At 69.5% G+C, this 15192-nt stretch carries 13 protein-coding genes and 1 pseudogene; 6 read left to right on the forward strand and 8 right to left on the reverse strand.

All coding sequences use genetic code 11. From position 1 onward, the window contains the following. The first annotated feature begins 8 nt into the window (after window positions 1–8). The 6 genes and pseudogenes from AC3A5T_RS01690 to AC3A5T_RS01715 all read left to right on the forward strand — a co-directional run bounded on the left by AC3A5T_RS01690 (window position 9) and on the right by AC3A5T_RS01715 (window position 5449). Window positions 9–812: a MetQ/NlpA family ABC transporter substrate-binding protein gene (locus AC3A5T_RS01690; protein WP_487627072.1), complete on the forward strand. Its 804-nt coding sequence runs from the start codon at window positions 9–11 to the stop codon at window positions 810–812. A 17-nt stretch (window positions 813–829) separates the two neighbouring features. Continuing rightward, window positions 830–1183, forward strand: a complete 354-nt coding sequence (locus tag AC3A5T_RS01695) for a hypothetical protein (protein ID WP_487627073.1) — start codon at window positions 830–832, stop codon at window positions 1181–1183. Between the two features lie 115 nt (window positions 1184–1298). Then, window positions 1299–1703, forward strand: coding sequence for a DUF2946 family protein (locus AC3A5T_RS01700; protein WP_487627074.1), 405 nt, complete (start codon window positions 1299–1301; stop codon window positions 1701–1703). Between the two features lie 112 nt (window positions 1704–1815). Then, the gene (locus AC3A5T_RS01705) at window positions 1816–4047 is read left to right on the forward strand and encodes a TonB-dependent receptor (protein WP_487627075.1); all 2232 of its coding nucleotides are present in this window, start codon (window positions 1816–1818) and stop codon (window positions 4045–4047) included. A 2-nt stretch (window positions 4048–4049) separates the two neighbouring features. Continuing rightward, window positions 4050–4691 (forward strand): annotated as a pseudogene (locus AC3A5T_RS01710) (PepSY-associated TM helix domain-containing protein); the annotation flags it as partial. Window positions 4692–4825: 134 nt separating this feature from the next. Further along, a complete protein-coding gene (locus AC3A5T_RS01715) occupies window positions 4826–5449 on the forward strand; it encodes a PepSY domain-containing protein (RefSeq protein WP_487627076.1) in 624 nt (207 codons plus the stop codon). A gap of 16 nt (window positions 5450–5465) precedes the next feature. Here the strand turns inward: AC3A5T_RS01715 and AC3A5T_RS01720 are convergent, their stop codons facing one another. The 8 genes from AC3A5T_RS01720 to AC3A5T_RS01755 all read right to left on the reverse strand — a co-directional run bounded on the left by AC3A5T_RS01720 (window position 5466) and on the right by AC3A5T_RS01755 (window position 15157). Then, on the reverse strand, window positions 5466–5639 hold the full coding sequence (locus AC3A5T_RS01720; RefSeq protein ID WP_487627077.1) for an oxidoreductase-like domain-containing protein: 174 nt from the start codon (window positions 5637–5639) through the stop codon (window positions 5466–5468). A gap of 2 nt (window positions 5640–5641) precedes the next feature. After that, on the reverse strand, window positions 5642–6508 hold the full coding sequence (locus AC3A5T_RS01725) for an acid phosphatase (protein ID WP_487627078.1): 867 nt from the start codon (window positions 6506–6508) through the stop codon (window positions 5642–5644). Window position 6509: 1 nt separating this feature from the next. Further along, window positions 6510–7484, reverse strand: a complete 975-nt coding sequence (locus AC3A5T_RS01730) for a transaldolase (protein WP_487627079.1) — start codon at window positions 7482–7484, stop codon at window positions 6510–6512. A gap of 33 nt (window positions 7485–7517) precedes the next feature. After that, window positions 7518–8708, reverse strand: coding sequence for a CaiB/BaiF CoA transferase family protein (locus tag AC3A5T_RS01735; protein ID WP_487627080.1), 1191 nt, complete (start codon window positions 8706–8708; stop codon window positions 7518–7520). A gap of 126 nt (window positions 8709–8834) precedes the next feature. Beyond that, window positions 8835–10739 carry a glycoside hydrolase family 127 protein gene (locus tag AC3A5T_RS01740; protein ID WP_487627081.1) on the reverse strand — a complete coding sequence of 635 codons (1905 nt, stop codon included), beginning with the start codon at window positions 10737–10739 and terminating at the stop codon, window positions 8835–8837. Further along, window positions 10736–12958 carry a formylglycine-generating enzyme family protein gene (locus AC3A5T_RS01745; protein ID WP_487627082.1) on the reverse strand — a complete coding sequence of 741 codons (2223 nt, stop codon included), beginning with the start codon at window positions 12956–12958 and terminating at the stop codon, window positions 10736–10738. The genes AC3A5T_RS01740 and AC3A5T_RS01745 overlap by 4 nt, the downstream gene beginning before the upstream one ends. Window positions 12959–12983: 25 nt before the next feature. Continuing rightward, window positions 12984–13928: a ribokinase gene (locus AC3A5T_RS01750; RefSeq protein ID WP_487627083.1), complete on the reverse strand. Its 945-nt coding sequence runs from the start codon at window positions 13926–13928 to the stop codon at window positions 12984–12986. Continuing rightward, window positions 13925–15157 carry a serine hydrolase domain-containing protein gene (locus AC3A5T_RS01755; protein ID WP_487627084.1) on the reverse strand — a complete coding sequence of 411 codons (1233 nt, stop codon included), beginning with the start codon at window positions 15155–15157 and terminating at the stop codon, window positions 13925–13927. Before AC3A5T_RS01755 ends, AC3A5T_RS01750 begins: the two co-directional genes overlap by 4 nt. Window positions 15158–15192 lie beyond the last annotated feature (35 nt).

Below are 15192 nucleotides of genomic sequence, written 5' to 3' on the forward strand. Positions count from 1 at the left end.
GATCCGACATGGCCCTGCTGCCCCGACTCGCCACTGCCGCCCTGCTGCTCTCCGCCCTCGCCGGTTGCGGCGGTGCCGGATCCGGCGCGGATGGCGAACGCCTGACGATCGCCGCGACCGCAGTGCCGCACGCCGAGATTCTCGAAGTGGTGAAGCCGCTGCTGGCCAAGGACGGCATCGATCTGCAGGTGCGCATCTTCAACGACTACGTGCAGCCCAACGACCAGGTCGTGCAGGGCCAGATCGACGTCAACTACTTCCAGACCGAGCCCTACCTCGACGCGTACAACCGCGATCGCGGCACCGATCTGACGACGCTCGTCGGCGTGCACATCGAACCCTTCGGCGCGTACTCGCGTCGCTACACCTCGCTGGACGCGGTGCCGGACGGCGCCGACGTGGTGATCCCCAACGATCCGAGCAACAACAGCCGTGCGCTGATCCTGCTGCACCACAGCGGCGTGATCACGCTGAAGGATCCGGACGATGCGCTGGCCACGCTGCGCGACATCACCGCGAACCCGAAGCACCTCAAGTTCCGCGAACTCGATGCCGCGATGCTGCCGCGCGTGCTCGACCAGGTGGACCTCGCGCTGATCAACACCAACTACGCGCTCGACGCCGGTCTCGATCCCGGCAAGGACGCGCTGGCGATCGAAGGCAGGGATTCGCCGTACGTGAACTTCCTCGTCGGCCGCCCCGACAAGAAGAGCGACCCGCGCGTGCAGAAGCTGATTACTGCACTGACCGGCGAAGAGGTGCGCAGCTTCATCCAGACGAAGTACCGCGACGCGGTGATTCCGGCGTTCTGATCGACCGCAGCGCACGCATGACCGCACACGAAGCCCCGCTGCAGACGATCACGGTCACGCGCGAGGCGGTGTGCTCGGCGGACGACCAGATGAACCCGCTGACGCTGGCGGTGCCGTTGCCCGATACGGCTCCGCTCTCGGTGCTCGTCGACGCGGTGCTGGCGCAGCCTTTCCTGGAGTTTTCGTCGTCGCATTCGACGATCACCGGCGTGGCATCCGGCGTGGCGATCGTGCGTGTGCGTGCGGGACTCTTCCGCACGCGTGCGGAATTTCTGCTTGCGCCGCATACACCAGTGCGGGAATGCGTGCCGCAGGGTCTGATCGATTTCGCGTGGGTGCGGGGCGGCAGCCGCCCGGGCACGACCGGCTGATCGCCAGCACACGTCGCACCGGCTTGCGCGTCAGGTTTGGGGTGCGACGATCGGTCGCGGCCTAAAGCGTGCGCATCGTCGTCTAGTTGCGTGCAGTCCCGAATAGACTGCTCCGATGATCGCCGGCCACCGGTTCCAGCACGCATTCGCCTGGCTGTCGCTGACGGCCGTGCTGCTGCTCGCGCTGCTGCCGTCGATCGGACGCATCGCGCATGCGCACGACGGCGCGCCGCGCATGATCCTGATGGAGATGTGCACGATGGGCAGCGAGAAGCTGATCAGCATCGTCGATCCCCACAGCCTGCTCGACGATGCGCCGCGCCCGGCGCCGTCGGCGCATGTCGACATGCAGGACTGCGGCTACTGCCCGCTGCTCGCCACCGCACTGCTGGCGGTGTTGTGGTGCGCAATCGCGCGCCTGCTGCACGTCCCGCAGTGCGTGCGCGTCGTGCATGCGTTCCGGCTCATCGAACGCCATCCCTGCGGACTCGGCTCACGCGGTCCACCGCTCGCGGCCTGAGCTGAGCTGCGGCGGCCGCTCCGGTCGCCATTCTTCCTGCGATGACCGCGCGTGCGTGGTCTCGCCCGTGCGCGCGTGTCCATGCCGCGCCGCACCCGCACTGGATGCCCACATGTTCCGTTCCGCAATCGCCCGGCCTGCGCCGGCCGACACCCTGTTCCGTACAACGCCCACAGTTTCCCTGCTCGCCAGCCTGATCGCCGCCGCAGTGGCGGCGCCGGCATTCGCCCAGTCGTCGACGGACGCCACACAGCGGGCGACCACGCTCGACACCCTGCAGGTGCAAGGCCAGCGCCTGCGCACGCGCGACGCGCCGCAGGAGACCGGCAGCCGGCTCGGCCTCTCGCAACGCGAAACCCCTGCATCACTGCAGGTGATCGACCGCGAGGCGATCGCCCGCAAGGGCGCGCGCACCACCCGCGAAGTCTTCCAACTGGCCGATGGCGCGATGGTCGGCAACGTGCCCGGCAATCCGGCGGTGGTGACGTTGCGCGGGTTCAGCGGCAACACCATCTCGGTACTGCACGACGGCGTGCGCATCGGCGCGTCCACCTTCGTCACCCGCGATGTCGACACCTGGGGACTGGAGCGCGTCGAAGTCCTGCGCGGACCGGCGTCGGTGCTCTACGGCGAGGGCACGATGGGCGGCGCGATCAATCTGGTCTCGCGTCGACCGGACACGGACGCGCAGGTGGTCGACGCCATGTTTGGTGTCGGCAGCTTCAACACCCGCCGCGCCGGATTCGGCATCAACCAGCCGCTGTCGGACACGCTGGCGCTGCGATTCGATGCGAGCGGCGTGCGGTCCGACAGTCTCTATGACATCGAACGCAACCGGATCGAGATGTCGACGCTGTCGACCAGCCTGGCGTGGACGCCACACGACGCACTGTCGATGCTGCTGTCCTGGCAACACGCCGAGGACGACAGCACCGGCACCTACCAGGGCTCGCCGATGGTGGCACTCGAGGACGCCATCGCACCGTCGCGCGTGGTGCGCGGTGCGAACGGACTGGTGATCGACGCGGCCACGCGCCACGTCAACTACAACCCGATCGGCGCGCACACCGGTGCACGCAGCGATCTGCTGCGCTGGAACGTGGCGATCGATCTCTCGCCCGAATGGCAACTGCGCAACGATCTGGCCTGGTACCGGGCGGATCGCGACTTCGTCTATTCCGACGACTGGCTCTACGACCGCGGCACCGGCCTGTACGCGCGTGGCGCGCAGCGGGTGTTCCACGATCACCGGTTCTGGAACGAGCGTCTGGCGCTGTCCCATGACGGGCCACTCGGCGGCCGCCGCAACCGGTTCACGGCGGGCGTCGAGCTCAACGGCACCGACTTCGTCAATCCGCGCCAGAGCGGCAGCACGACGCCGGTCGCGCCGGTCGATCCGGATGTGGGCGTGTTTCCCGAAGCGGATTCGCCGGTCTATACCAGCGATCAATTGTTCCGCACCGATATGCGTACGCGCGCGATATTCGCGGAGAACGCGTTCAATCTCACGCCACGCTGGCTGCTGGTCGGCGGCCTGCGCTACGAGCGGATCGATCTCGAGCGCAGCATCGAAAACCGCATCACCGGTGCGACGACCGCCTTCTCGCCGCGTTACTCGCCGCTGTCGTGGCGCCTAGGCAGCGTGTTCGATCTGCGCGACCACGTGCAGCTCTACGGCCAGTTCGCCACCGCGGCCAGTCCGGTGTCGAGCCTGCTCACGATCCAGACCGCGTCGGGCATCTTCGATCTCACCGACGCGACGTCCGCCGAGATCGGCATCAAGGCCGATGCCTGGAACGAGCGCCTGTCGCTGACCGCGGCCGCGTACCGGATCGAGCGCGACGACATCCTGACCCGCGATCCGGCGAATCCATCGATCAGCGTGCAGGGTGGCCGCCAGTCTTCGCAGGGACTCGAACTGTCGGCGGATCTGCAGGCCACGCGCGGCCTGCGACTGGACGCGTCGGCCACATGGGGACGCGCGCGTTTCGACGAGCTGATCGAAGCCGGTGGCGTGGATCGTCGCGGCAACCGTCCAGGCAACGTGCCCAACGGCACCGCGACGCTCGCCGGCACCTACCGGTTCGCGGGCGTGCCGGTGTCGATCGGCGCCAGCGGCCATCACGTCGGCGGCTTCTATACCGACACCGCGAACACGATCTACGTCCGTGGCCGCACCACGTTCGATGCCTGGGCGAGTTACGACTGGCGCCGCACTTCACTGGCGCTGCGCGTGCGCAATGTCGGCGACGCGCTGTACGGTGAGTACTCCGGCTACCCGGCCACCCACGTCTATCTCGGCGCGCCGCGCAGCGTCGAGATGACCCTGCGCACGCGGTTCTGACGATGGCCCGTCTTCCGAAGTCTGCAGATGCAGGCGATCGCTATCGATTGTTCTGGCGCTGGCATCTGTACGCCGGCCTGTTCGTCGCACCGTTCCTGGTCATCCTCGCGATGACCGGCGCGGTGTATCTGTTCAACGACGAACTCGACGACGCGCTCTATCCGCAACTCCGCTTCGCACCGGCGCCGTGGTCGGAGCGCATCGCGCTCGCGGCGATGATCGACACCGCCGAAGCCGCGGTCGATGGTGCGACTGCGACGCGCATCGATGTGCCCAGCGATCGTACGCGCAGCGCGCGCGTGCATCTGGCGACGACCCAGGGCGACACGCGCGTCGCATTCGTCGATCCCGGCAGCGGCGCACTGCTGGGCACGCTGATCCCGGCGCGCACGCTGGTCGGCATCGCGGACCGGCTGCACGGTTCGCTGATGCTCGGCACCTTCGGCCGCTACGTGATGGAGCTCGCCGCGTGCTGGGCCGTGCTGCTGATCGTGTCCGGGCTGTATCTCGGTTGGCCACGCGATGGCCGCCGCGCATGGCGTGCATTGCTGCCGGACCTGCGACAGCGCGGACGCGCATTCTGGAAGTCGCTGCACACCGCGGTCGGTCTGTGGGTCGCGCTGCTGGTGCTGTTCCTGATCTTCACCGGTCTGCCGTGGGCGGCATTCTGGGGCGGCTGGATCCGCGGCGGCGCGGAGCTGATCGGCGAAGGCTATCCGCCGGTGTATCGACGCTACGCCGCGGTCGATGCACCAACGGTCGGCAGTGATTCAACGACGTGCCGTGGACGTTGCAGCAGGCGCCACTTCCACCGGTCTCGCCGGACACGCATCACGGCCATCACGCGCCACCGGCCGCACAGTCGGGCACGCCGCGCGCATGGACACCGGACGGGCTGGAGCGCGCCATCGCGCATGTGCGCAGCGCAGGCACACCGGACGATCTGCGCGTCTTCCTGCCCGCCGACACGCGCGGCGCGCTGATGGCCTACACGTATCCGGATCGTCCGCAGGGGCAGATCACCTATCATTTCGATCGCGACGGCGCGCTACTGGTCAGTGCCGGTTTCGCCGACTACGGCCGCGTGGCGCAGGCGATCGAGCTGGGCGTGCAACTGCACATGGGCAACTACTTCGGCCGCGCGAACCAGCTCGTGATGCTGGCCGCGTGCATCGGTGTCGTGGGTCTGGCGATCAGTGGCCTGGTGATGTGGTGGCGCCGGAGACCCGCCGGACGTCTCGGCGCGCCACGGACCGCACGCCCCACACCGCCACGCGTGCTGCTCGGCCTGATCCTCGCGATGGCATTGCTGTTGCCCCTGCTCGCGGTGTCGATGATCGTCGTGTGCGTCTTCGACCGCTGGCTGCGGCCGCGCATTCCGGCGCTTCGTTGGCTCGATTGAAGCCGGTACGGCGCGATCAGTCTGCGCCCGGATGCCGCGCCCGCCACGCCTTGAGCTGCTCGCGGTAGTACTGGAGCTCTTCGTTGTAGGTGTCGTGCACGCAGACGGCGCAGCCGCTGTCGCAGCAATCGCTGGGCAGCGGCGCTTCGGGCGGCTGCGGGCGCTGGTCGGGATCGGGTAGGTTCGACACGGTCAGTCGCGGTCGTCCGCGGCGGGGATCGGCGACTGCCGCAGGCCGATGGTTTCGGTGTCGCAATGCTGCGGCGTCGCACCGGCGGCGCGTTGCGCGGCGATCTCGACACGCGCCGCCTCGAGGTCGGCGCGGAACGCGGGCGATGCCTGCAGGCGCGCGAAGGTGGCCGCGCCGACGCGTTCGCCTTCGACGATGTCGCTGTGCCAGTGCACGTTGCAGACCAGCCGGCTCTCGCCGAATGCGCGACCACGTTGCAGCAGTGCGTCGCTGCGCTCGGGCGCGAGTTCGACCAGCGCCAGCGTCCACGCCCAGCCGATCGCGGTGTGGCCCGATGGATACGAGGCACTGGTCGTCAGCCGCTCAACGTCTTCGGGCGTGCACACCGGCGCGGCGTTGCGCACGAAGGGACGGCCGCGCTGCCAGTGATCCTTCGCCGCACGACCGGCATTCGACGCATCGGCGAGGCTGCGTCGCAGCAGGCGCACGAGATGCGGCGTGCGTTCGGCGCTGATCTCGACGCCGAGCGCGCAGGCGAACAGCGGCTCGGCGGCCGGGAACGTCAGATCGGCATCGACCGTGGCCTGACGCCAGCGCGCGGTGTCGTGCAGCGCGAGACTGCGCGCGGCGATCGCATCGTCATGTGCCTGCGCAGCCGAACCCGGCGCGGGCGGCGCCGGCAGCAGCGCGCGGCTGTCGAACGCAGGCGCGTCGAGATAGCCGATCGTGACCCCGGGCCGGCTTTCCGGCACGACCACGGCCGCAACGGGCGCGGACGCCTCGCGCGCGGGCAGCGCGCAGGCGACCAGCATCGACAGCAGCGCGCCGCACGCGGCGACGCGCATGCCGTCCCGCACACGCGGGCGCATGTCAGCGGGCCTGCAGGCGCTGGGCGATGGTCGCCCGCAGTGCGTCCAGATCCTTGGCGAACGCGGCGATGCCGTCGCGCAGCTTCTCGGTCGCCATCGGATCGGCAGCGAGGTCGGCGGCGTAGCGCGCGGCATCCACCGGCGGTGCGATCTCGCCGTCGCCCTCGTCCGCGTCGAGCTTGCGCGGCAGCTCGCCATGCTCGGCGTCGAGCTTTTCCAGCAGGTCCGGCGAGATCGTCAGACGGTCGCAACCGGCCAGCGCCTCGATCTGCGCGGTCGAGCGGAACGACGCGCCCATGACCACCGTCGGCGAACCGCGACGCTTGAACTCGGTGTAGACGTCGCGCACGAAGCGCACGCCCGGATCGTCGTCGATCGTCGCCGGCGTGTCGCCGCGCGCAACGTGCCAGTCGAGGATGCGGCCGACGAACGGCGAGATCAGGAACACGCCGGCCTCCGCGCAGGCAATCGCCTGTGTGCGGTTGAAGATCAGCGTCAGGTTGCAGTCGATGTCCTCGCGCTGCAGCTCGCGCGCGGCGCGGATGCCTTCCCAGGTCGCGGCGATCTTGATCAGCACGCGCTCGCGCTGCACGCCGGCGTCCTGGTACATCTCGATGAACTGGCGTGCCTTGGCGATCGTCGCCTCTGTGTCGAACGACAGATCGGCATCGACCTCGGTCGACACACGGCCCGGCACCAGACCGGCGAGCTTGCGGCCCACGCCGATCGTCAGGCGATCGACGACCTTGCGCGCGACGGTGTCGACGTCGCCGTCCAGATCCTCGGCGCGTTCGAGCTCGCGCTCGACGAGATCGGCGTAGATCGGCAGGTCCAGCGCCTTGCGCACCAGCGTCGGGTTGGTGGTGCAGTCGACCGGCTTCAGGCGGGCGATGGCGTCGGCATCGCCGGTGTCGGCGACGACCACGGAGAGCTCGCGCAGCTGTTCGAGTTTGGACGCGGATGTTGCAGCGGACATGGACACCTCAGGGTTCGGGACGCGCGCCGCGTGTCAGGCGGGCCCGTCATTGTCGCGCCCGGCGTCGTCGAGGGCCACCCTGACCGCGTCCGAGTGCTCGCCGAGCCCGGGCGCGGCGAACGGGGCGGGTCCTGGCGTGCGGCCGAAGCGGATCGGCCGGGAAACGCCACGATAGCTGCCCAGGCGCGGGTGATCGATGGTCGCCACGATCTCCTCGGCCAGTACCTGCGGGTGTTCGAACATGTCCTCGACCGCGCGCGCCGCCGCGCAGGGCACGGCGTCGCCGAAACGCGCTTCCCAGTCCAGTGCGTCCCGCGTGGCCAGCGCCGCGTGCAGCTGCGGCAGGATTTCGTCGGCATGCGCGGCGCGCTTGCGCACGCTGTCGTAGCGCGGATCGGCGGCCAGCGCATCGAGACCGGTCAGCGCGCACAGCGCCTGCCAGAACCGCGGCGTGTTGGCCGACACGTACAGCCAGCCCTCGCGCGTGGGATGCAGGCCGGTCACGCCGCCCGAGCGCATGTCGCGGCCGATGTCGAGCGCCTCGCCTTCGGCCCACACCATGCGCGCGGACTGCATGGTCAGCGCGCTGCGCAGCAGCGACACGCCGACGAACTGGCCTTCGCCGCTGCGCTCGCGCTCGAACAGCGCGGACGACACGCCGGCGGCGAGCAATGCGGCCGCGTAGTAGTCGACCACCGAGCCGTAGATGATCTCCGGTGCGCCACCGCGCTTGCCCTGCAGCGTGCACATGCCGGTCATCGTCTGCAGCACCTGGTCGTAGCCGGCCTTGTCCTTCAGCGGACCGGTTTCGCCGTAGCCGGTGACCGCGCAGTAGATCAGCCGCGGATTCAGCGCCGACAGCGTGGTGAAATCGATCGCCAGCCGTTCCGGCACGCCGGGGCGGAAGTTGTGCACCAGCACGTCGGCCTCGCGCACCAGGCGATAGAGCACGGCGCGATCGTCGTGGTCCTTCAGGTTCAGGGTGACGCCGCGCTTGCTGCGGTTCACGCCGAGAAACGCACGGCTTTCGTCGGCGAGCGTCGACGGATAGTTGCGCAGGTTGTCGCCATCCGGCGGCTCGACCTTGATCACGTCGGCGCCCTGGTCGGCGAGCAGCGCGCACCCGTAGGGACCGGCGATGTACGCGCTGAGATCCAGCACGCGCACGCCGCTCAGCGGCCCCGGCGGCCCGCTGCGACCGCTGTCGAAGATGGAACCCGTCATGTCGTCCGACATCCTTTCGTGGCTGCGGCGGTGCCCGCGCGCAGTCTGCGCAAGCCCGGCATCGCAACCCATCCGTCCTGTCTATGTTCTCGCGCCACAGAAACTTGCTTGCGCACGGGCATCATCTCAAAGCGCTCCGCAATCTCCGCTGTCCGCGCCGTCGCCGGCCGGCGCCAGGCCCAGCCAGGTCAGCCGCCAGATGCGGTCGGCACGCGCGCCGAGCCCGTAGTACGGCGCGAAATCGATCGACGCGCGATCGTCGAGATGCAGGCGCAGGCCAACGGCCGGGTCATCGCTCTGCGGCGGCAGGGTTTCTAGGCGGATCTGCGCATCGTCGGCCGGCAGGCGCACGATCTCCGCCGTCCTGTAGCCGTCGATCAGCCCGGTCGCATACGCCAGCGGGCCGCGTCCGAAGGCGATCCACGTGTAGTGCAGCACCTGCTGGCGCACCGGGCTGCCGTCGGGCGCGCGCGAGATCTGCACGTTGCGGTAGCTGCGACGATGCACGCGTGGCGGCATCGGCAGATCGAGCATCACCACGTCGCCATTGCGCCAGGTGCGCGCAAGGCTGGCGTAGTCGCCCGCCACGAGCGCGGCGTCGAAGGGTGCGCCATTGATCGACAGCGTCGCGCCCTGCGCCCATGCCGGAATGCGGATGCGCAACACGAATGCCGCCTCCCGCGCCACGTCGAGCGTGAAACGGACGGCGCCGTCGAACGGGTAGCCCGTGTCCTGCACGATGCGCACGCGACCGGCGTCGCTGCGATCGAACGTCGCCTCACCCGGGCCGAGCAGGTTCACCACGGGGCCATCGTCGCGCTCGGCGTAGGCCACGCCCTGCAGTTCCTCGATCGCCATCGCGCCGCTGGATTTGCAGCAACGCCAGTAGTTCGTGTGGATGCGCTGACCGTTGGCGTAGGAGTAGTAGCACCAGTCCTCGCCGTTGGGCGCCTGCGCGCCGAGCAGATCGTTGTAGGCGGTGCGTTCGATCTCCTCGGCGTGGCGCGCGTGACCGGTGATCGCCAGCAGTTCGCGGTTGAGCTGCAGCCAGGCGAGGATCGAACAGGTTTCGACGTACGCCTGCGGGTCGAACACGAAGGCTGGATTGAACACTTCGCGCGAGCGATGGCCGATGCCGCCAAAGGGACCGCCGCCGAGACTCAGGTGATGGTCGGCGATCGCCTGCCACTGCGCATCGAGTACGGCGCGATGGCGCGGATCGCCGCTGACGCGCGCGAGCTTGGCCAGGCCGACGAGGTTCCAGCACAGCTGGTAGGCCTTGCCGGTCGCGATCTCGGACGGATCGGCGCCATCGAGCGCGCGTTCGATCAGGGCGAGACGCGGATTGGCGTCCATCTGCTCGACGATGCGATGCGCCAGCGCGAGCAGATCCGCATCGCCGGTCAGCGCATGCAGATCCATCACCGGATCGAGCAGCACCGTCGCCGACATGCCGTGGTGGTTGCCGACACTGGTGATGTCGATGCCGTCGACGCAGAACGTGCGCCAGCACAGCGCGCCGATCCTTCGCGCGGCGTCGAGCGCGCCCGAATCCGGAAACGCGCGGTGCACGTCGAGCAGGCCGAGCAGCAGATACGCGTGCGTCCATACGTCCCAGGTGCGCAGCGCCGGCTCGCCGTTCCAGCTTTCGGGCTTCGGCGGCTGCGGCACCATGAAACGCCGGTGCGGCGCGTAGGTTCCGAGATAGCCGTCGGTGTCCTGCACCGCGTGCAGATAGGACACCACCGCGCGCAGATGCGCTTCCAATGCCGCGTCGCCGCTGCGCGCCGCCGCTTTGGCCGCCGCCGACAGCCACTTGCCGGCGTGTTCGCCGTACCAGTCGCCCTCATCGTTGTGCGCGCGATGCGCGGGATCGAAGATCGCGATCGCGGGGCTTTCGGGACCGGTGACGAAGGTCGACAGGCGGCCGCGGCGGTTGGCATCGAGCGCATCGCCGAGCAGGCCGCGCAGGCGCACCTGCGACGGCGCGGGCGGCCGCTGTACGTCGCGCACGGTCACCGGTGTGCTCATTGCGCGTCCCCGCCGGCATCCACCACGCAGCGGAAACCGATCGTGCCCGAACGGTCCTTGCACGGTGCCATCAGCAGGTACTTGCCGTGCTGGTCGAGGCGGTAGGCCTGCGGGAAGTACCAGTGCGAGGTCTGCGGCTGGTAGCTGCTGCCGCCGCGCAGGATGGCTGCGCGCGTGTGGTCGTCGGCGAATTCATCGGTCCACTGCCACACGCTGCCGACCAGGTCCTCGACGCCGAACGGCGATGCACCCTGCGGATGCGCGTCGACGTCGGCGGGCGGCTGCAGGCGGCGTCCGCGATTGACCCGCGGCGCGAAGCTGTCGTGCCAGTCGTTGCCCCAGGGGTAGCGGCGACCGTCGATGCCCTGCGCGGCGTACTGCCACTCCCATTCGCGCGGCAGACGCTTGCCGGCCCACGCGGCGTAGGCACGGGCGTCTTCGAGCGACACCCAGATCACCGGCTTGCGCTCCCAGCCGGCGCGCGGCGCGCCGTCGACCCAGTGCCGCAGGAAGTTGTGCGCGTCACGCGGCGCGTAGCCGCTGTCATCGATGAATCGCTTGAACTGCGCGTTGGTGACCGGATGGCGGTCGATGTGGAATGCCGCCAGATCCATGCGCCGCCGGTGATGGCGACGTGGACTGTCTTCCCACGGGTACTGCACGTCGACGCCGGACCAGTTGAAGCCCTCGATCTCGATGCCGCCGACCTGGAACAGGAAGCTGCCGGCCGGCACGGTGACCATGCCCTCGGGTGCGTCGGCCTGCGGCGTCGTCGACGCCACATCGACCAGCGTCTGCGGGAGCGCACGCCAGGCCGCCGAGTGCGCGCCGAGCGGCTGCGCCGCCTGCGCGGCCACCGTCGCGAGAAAGCCGTCGAGACCTTCGACCGGTGCGCCTTCATCGACTGCGAGCACAGCGCCGAAACCGCGTGTTTCCAGCGACAGTTCGAACAGCGCCTGGCCATCGACGATGCGCGGCGACAGCGCGCGTCCATTCCAGACGTCGTAGTAGCGCGTGCCGTCGACGTGCGGCTGCGCGAGCTGTTCGCCATCGACGGCGTACGCATTGCGATTGACCAGCGTCCACAACGTGCGGTCCGCCCCGGGGAACCGGCTGATGAACACCCCGCGCTGCAGACTGGTCTGGTACGGCGCCCAGTCCATCGATACGACGAGATCGGGGAACTGGCGATAGATCGTGGCGATGCGGCGCAGGACTTCGGCATCTCGCGGGGTGAACTGGTTCCAGATGCCCCAGATGTTCTCCCAGGCGTTGTAGCCGATGCCGTTGAAGAAGCAGTACTGCAGGTCGTGCGTGCGGTCGCGGCCCCAGCGGTTCTCGTAGTTCACCATGTGCCGCGGTTCGAGCCACTTCCACTTCGACACCGGCGGCACCGGCCCGTCGGGCGCCTTCTTGCCCCAACTCTGCACGTTCCAGATCAGCTGTTCTTCCGAACTGATCGTCGATTCGGGCTGGAGCACCACGGTGCGGCCCAGGCGCTGGCAGGCATCGAAGAACGCGCGCGGCACGCCGTTGAAAGTGTCGCCGTTGATGCCGTCCGCGCCGACCGCCGCGACGATCTCCGCGAGGCCTTCCCAGTGACTGACGCCGGGATCGCGCGTGCCGTGATCCCAGGGCTTGGCCGGCAGGAACACGCGCACGCCGCGCGCCTGGAAGGCCTGCACGGCTTCACGCAGACCGTCGAGGCCGCCGGGCATGTCGTGGGCGAGATCGAACTGGTTGCGGTCGTCGACGCCGATGTTCGGATAGACGTACCAGATCAGCACCGAATCGAGGCCGCCGAAACGTTCGACCAGATCGTCGAGATAGCGGTCGACGGTGTAGGTGCGGGTGTCGGGATCGAAGAAGTAGCGGTCCTCGACCATCATCTGCGCGTGCACGAAGTTGCGCTGCGCCCATTGCAGGTCGGGATGGCGGTAGTTCGCGTCGTCGTAGCCGATGCGCACGAGGTGCTCACGCCGCCAGTCGCGCAGTTCGGCCAGCCAGTCCTGTGCGCTGTCGTTGGCGTCGATCATCCAGTCGCCGATGTCGGCGAACGGCCAGCCGGGCGCCTTGCCCGGTGTCGGCAGATACCGTCCGGTGGTGACGTGCGAGAACTTGTACTCGGTGCGGCGCGGCGCCGGGCCGTAATCCGCGTCGACGGGCCTGCCGTCATCGGGCTGGTCCTCGTCGAGCGTGCGGTAGGGGGACGGACTCATGGGGGAACTCTCGAAGAAGAACGGATCAGGCGGCCGACGATGCGCAGCGCGCTGCGAGTGCATCGAGGCCTGCGCTGTCGGCATCGCCACGCAGCAGCGCGTCGACGTCGGCGCGCGCCGGCACGCTCGACTGCGCGCCGAGCGCGGTGCAGGCGAGCGCTGAAGCCGCCGCGGCAGCGCGCAGTCCGGCCACCAGCGTTGCGCCGCGCGCGAGTGTCGCCACCAGCACGCCACAGAAGGTATCGCCCGCAGCCGTGGTGTCCACTGCCGCAACCGGAAATGCGGGTTGCAGATGCAGGTCCGTCCCGTCCCGGGCGATGCAGCCGACTGCGCCGAGGGTGACGACGACGGCCGGCACCGGCACGCATTTCAGGGCGCTGATGAGATCGTCGGCCTGGTGGGCGATCATCGCCAGCTCGCCCTCGTTGACGATCAGCACGTCGACCTGGCCCAGCAGCGCATCGGGCAGGATGCGCGCCGGCGCGGCATTGAGCACCACGCGCACGCCGGCCTCGCGCGCGCGCGTGGCCCACGCGGTGACCGCGTCGATCGGGGTTTCCAGCTGCAGCAGCAGGGTGTCCACACCGGCGAGATCGGGCAGGTCGTCGGCGACGAGCGCGGCGTTGGCGCCCGGCGCGACGGTGATCGCGTTCTCCGCGCCGTCGGACAGGCAGATGAAGGCGACACCCGTCGCGTGCGCGGTCTGCCGGCGGATGTCGAGTGCGACGCCCGCCTCGCGCAGCGAGGCCTCGACCGGCACCGCGTGCGCGTCGTCGCCGAGGGCGAGCAGCATCCGGGTGTCCGCACCGCCCGCGCGCGCGGCGGCAACGGCCTGGTTGGCGCCCTTGCCGCCGGGGAAGGTCTGGAATTCACGGCCCAGCACGGTTTCGCCGGGCGCCGGGATGTGCGCGGCGCGCACCACGAAATCGAGATTCGCCGAGCCGGCGACGAGCACGCGACCGGCGCTCACGGTGCAGCGCCTTGCTGGACGAGGTTGTAGAACGGCGTCGCCAGCCGCGGCGGATCGCCCGCCACGTCGCGCGGCAGATGCTGGGCGAGCAGGATCGCGACGAGGCCGCGCGCCGGATCGATCGTGAAATACGTCGACGCTGCGCCCGACCAGCCGACCTGTCCCGGCGCACCGAGACGCCCGCGCGCGGCAGGATCGAGTTGCACCGAGACACCGAAGCCGAAGCCTTCGAATGGACTGAAGCTCGTGTGTGGCGCGTCGAGAAAGCCGAGCTGGTTGCGCAGCATCATCGCCACCGTGTCCTCGCGCAGATAGCGTGTGCCGTCGAGCGCGCCGCGCCCGAGCAGCATGCGCGCGAACCGCAGATAGTCCGCCGCGGTCGAGTACAGCCCCCCGGCGCCACTGGTGTAGGGATTGAGCGCGGCGCCAGGCGTCGTCGCACTCGGACCGTCGGCGATGCGCAGGTGGCCGTCGTCGCCGGTGGTGGTGATGTCGACCACGCGGGCACGCTGGTCCGCCGGCACCGAGAACCCGGTGTCGACCATGTCCAGCGGCACGAACAGCCGGGCCCGCAGAAACGCGTCCAGAGATTCGCCGGAGACCACCTCGACCAGTCGCGACAGGACATTCGTCGCGGCGCCGTCATAGGCGAACACCGTGCCGGGATCGTGCTGCAGCGGCACGGCAGTAAGGCGTTCGACGTACACGTCCAGATCCGCGGCGTCGTCCAGGCCCGCCGCCTCGCGCAGACGCAATGCCGCGCCCTCGCTGTTGGCGATGCCGGACGTATGCGTGAGCAGATGGCGGATCGTCAGCGCACGCGCGGGTGCGCGCAGTGCGCCGTCATCGCCCAGCACGCGCAGCTGGGCGAACGCCGGTAGGTGCGCCGCGATGTCGTCGTCGAGTCCGAGGCGTCCGCGCTCGACCAGCATCAACACGGCGACCGAGACGATCGGCTTGGTCATCGAGTAGACGCGGAAGATCGCATCGGCGCGCATCGGCGCGGTGCCGGCGAGATCGCGCTTGCCTGCAACGTGCACGTGCGGCGGCTGGCCGTCCTGCCACACCGACGCCACGACGCCGGTGTAGCCGCCCGGGCCGACCGCGTCGTCGACGAACGCATCGAGCGCCTGCCAGCGCGCAGCCGGCGCGACCGGTTCGAGCGCATGCGCGGACATCACCGGCGACAGCCACGCGCAGGCGAGCAGCGCGATCAGCGGCAGTCGCACGCGCCGCCGCCCGTCACCGTTCGCGCGACGCGGTC

This window comes from Luteimonas sp. Soil_C_16, from assembly GCF_057657295.1.

Coding starts and splice junctions, on each gene's coding strand:
- AC3A5T_RS01690 (WP_487627072.1), top strand. CDS start 9: ATGGCCCTGCTGCCCCGACTCGCCACTGCCGCCCTGCTGCTCTCCGCC.
- AC3A5T_RS01695 (WP_487627073.1), top strand. CDS start 830: ATGACCGCACACGAAGCCCCGCTGCAGACGATCACGGTCACGCGCGAG.
- AC3A5T_RS01700 (WP_487627074.1), top strand. CDS start 1,299: ATGATCGCCGGCCACCGGTTCCAGCACGCATTCGCCTGGCTGTCGCTG.
- AC3A5T_RS01705 (WP_487627075.1), top strand. CDS start 1,816: ATGTTCCGTTCCGCAATCGCCCGGCCTGCGCCGGCCGACACCCTGTTC.
- AC3A5T_RS01725 (WP_487627078.1), bottom strand. CDS start 6,508: ATGCGCCCGCGTGTGCGGGACGGCATGCGCGTCGCCGCGTGCGGCGCG.
- AC3A5T_RS01730 (WP_487627079.1), bottom strand. CDS start 7,484: ATGTCCGCTGCAACATCCGCGTCCAAACTCGAACAGCTGCGCGAGCTC.
- AC3A5T_RS01735 (WP_487627080.1), bottom strand. CDS start 8,708: ATGACGGGTTCCATCTTCGACAGCGGTCGCAGCGGGCCGCCGGGGCCG.
- AC3A5T_RS01740 (WP_487627081.1), bottom strand. CDS start 10,739: ATGAGCACACCGGTGACCGTGCGCGACGTACAGCGGCCGCCCGCGCCG.
- AC3A5T_RS01745 (WP_487627082.1), bottom strand. CDS start 12,958: ATGAGTCCGTCCCCCTACCGCACGCTCGACGAGGACCAGCCCGATGAC.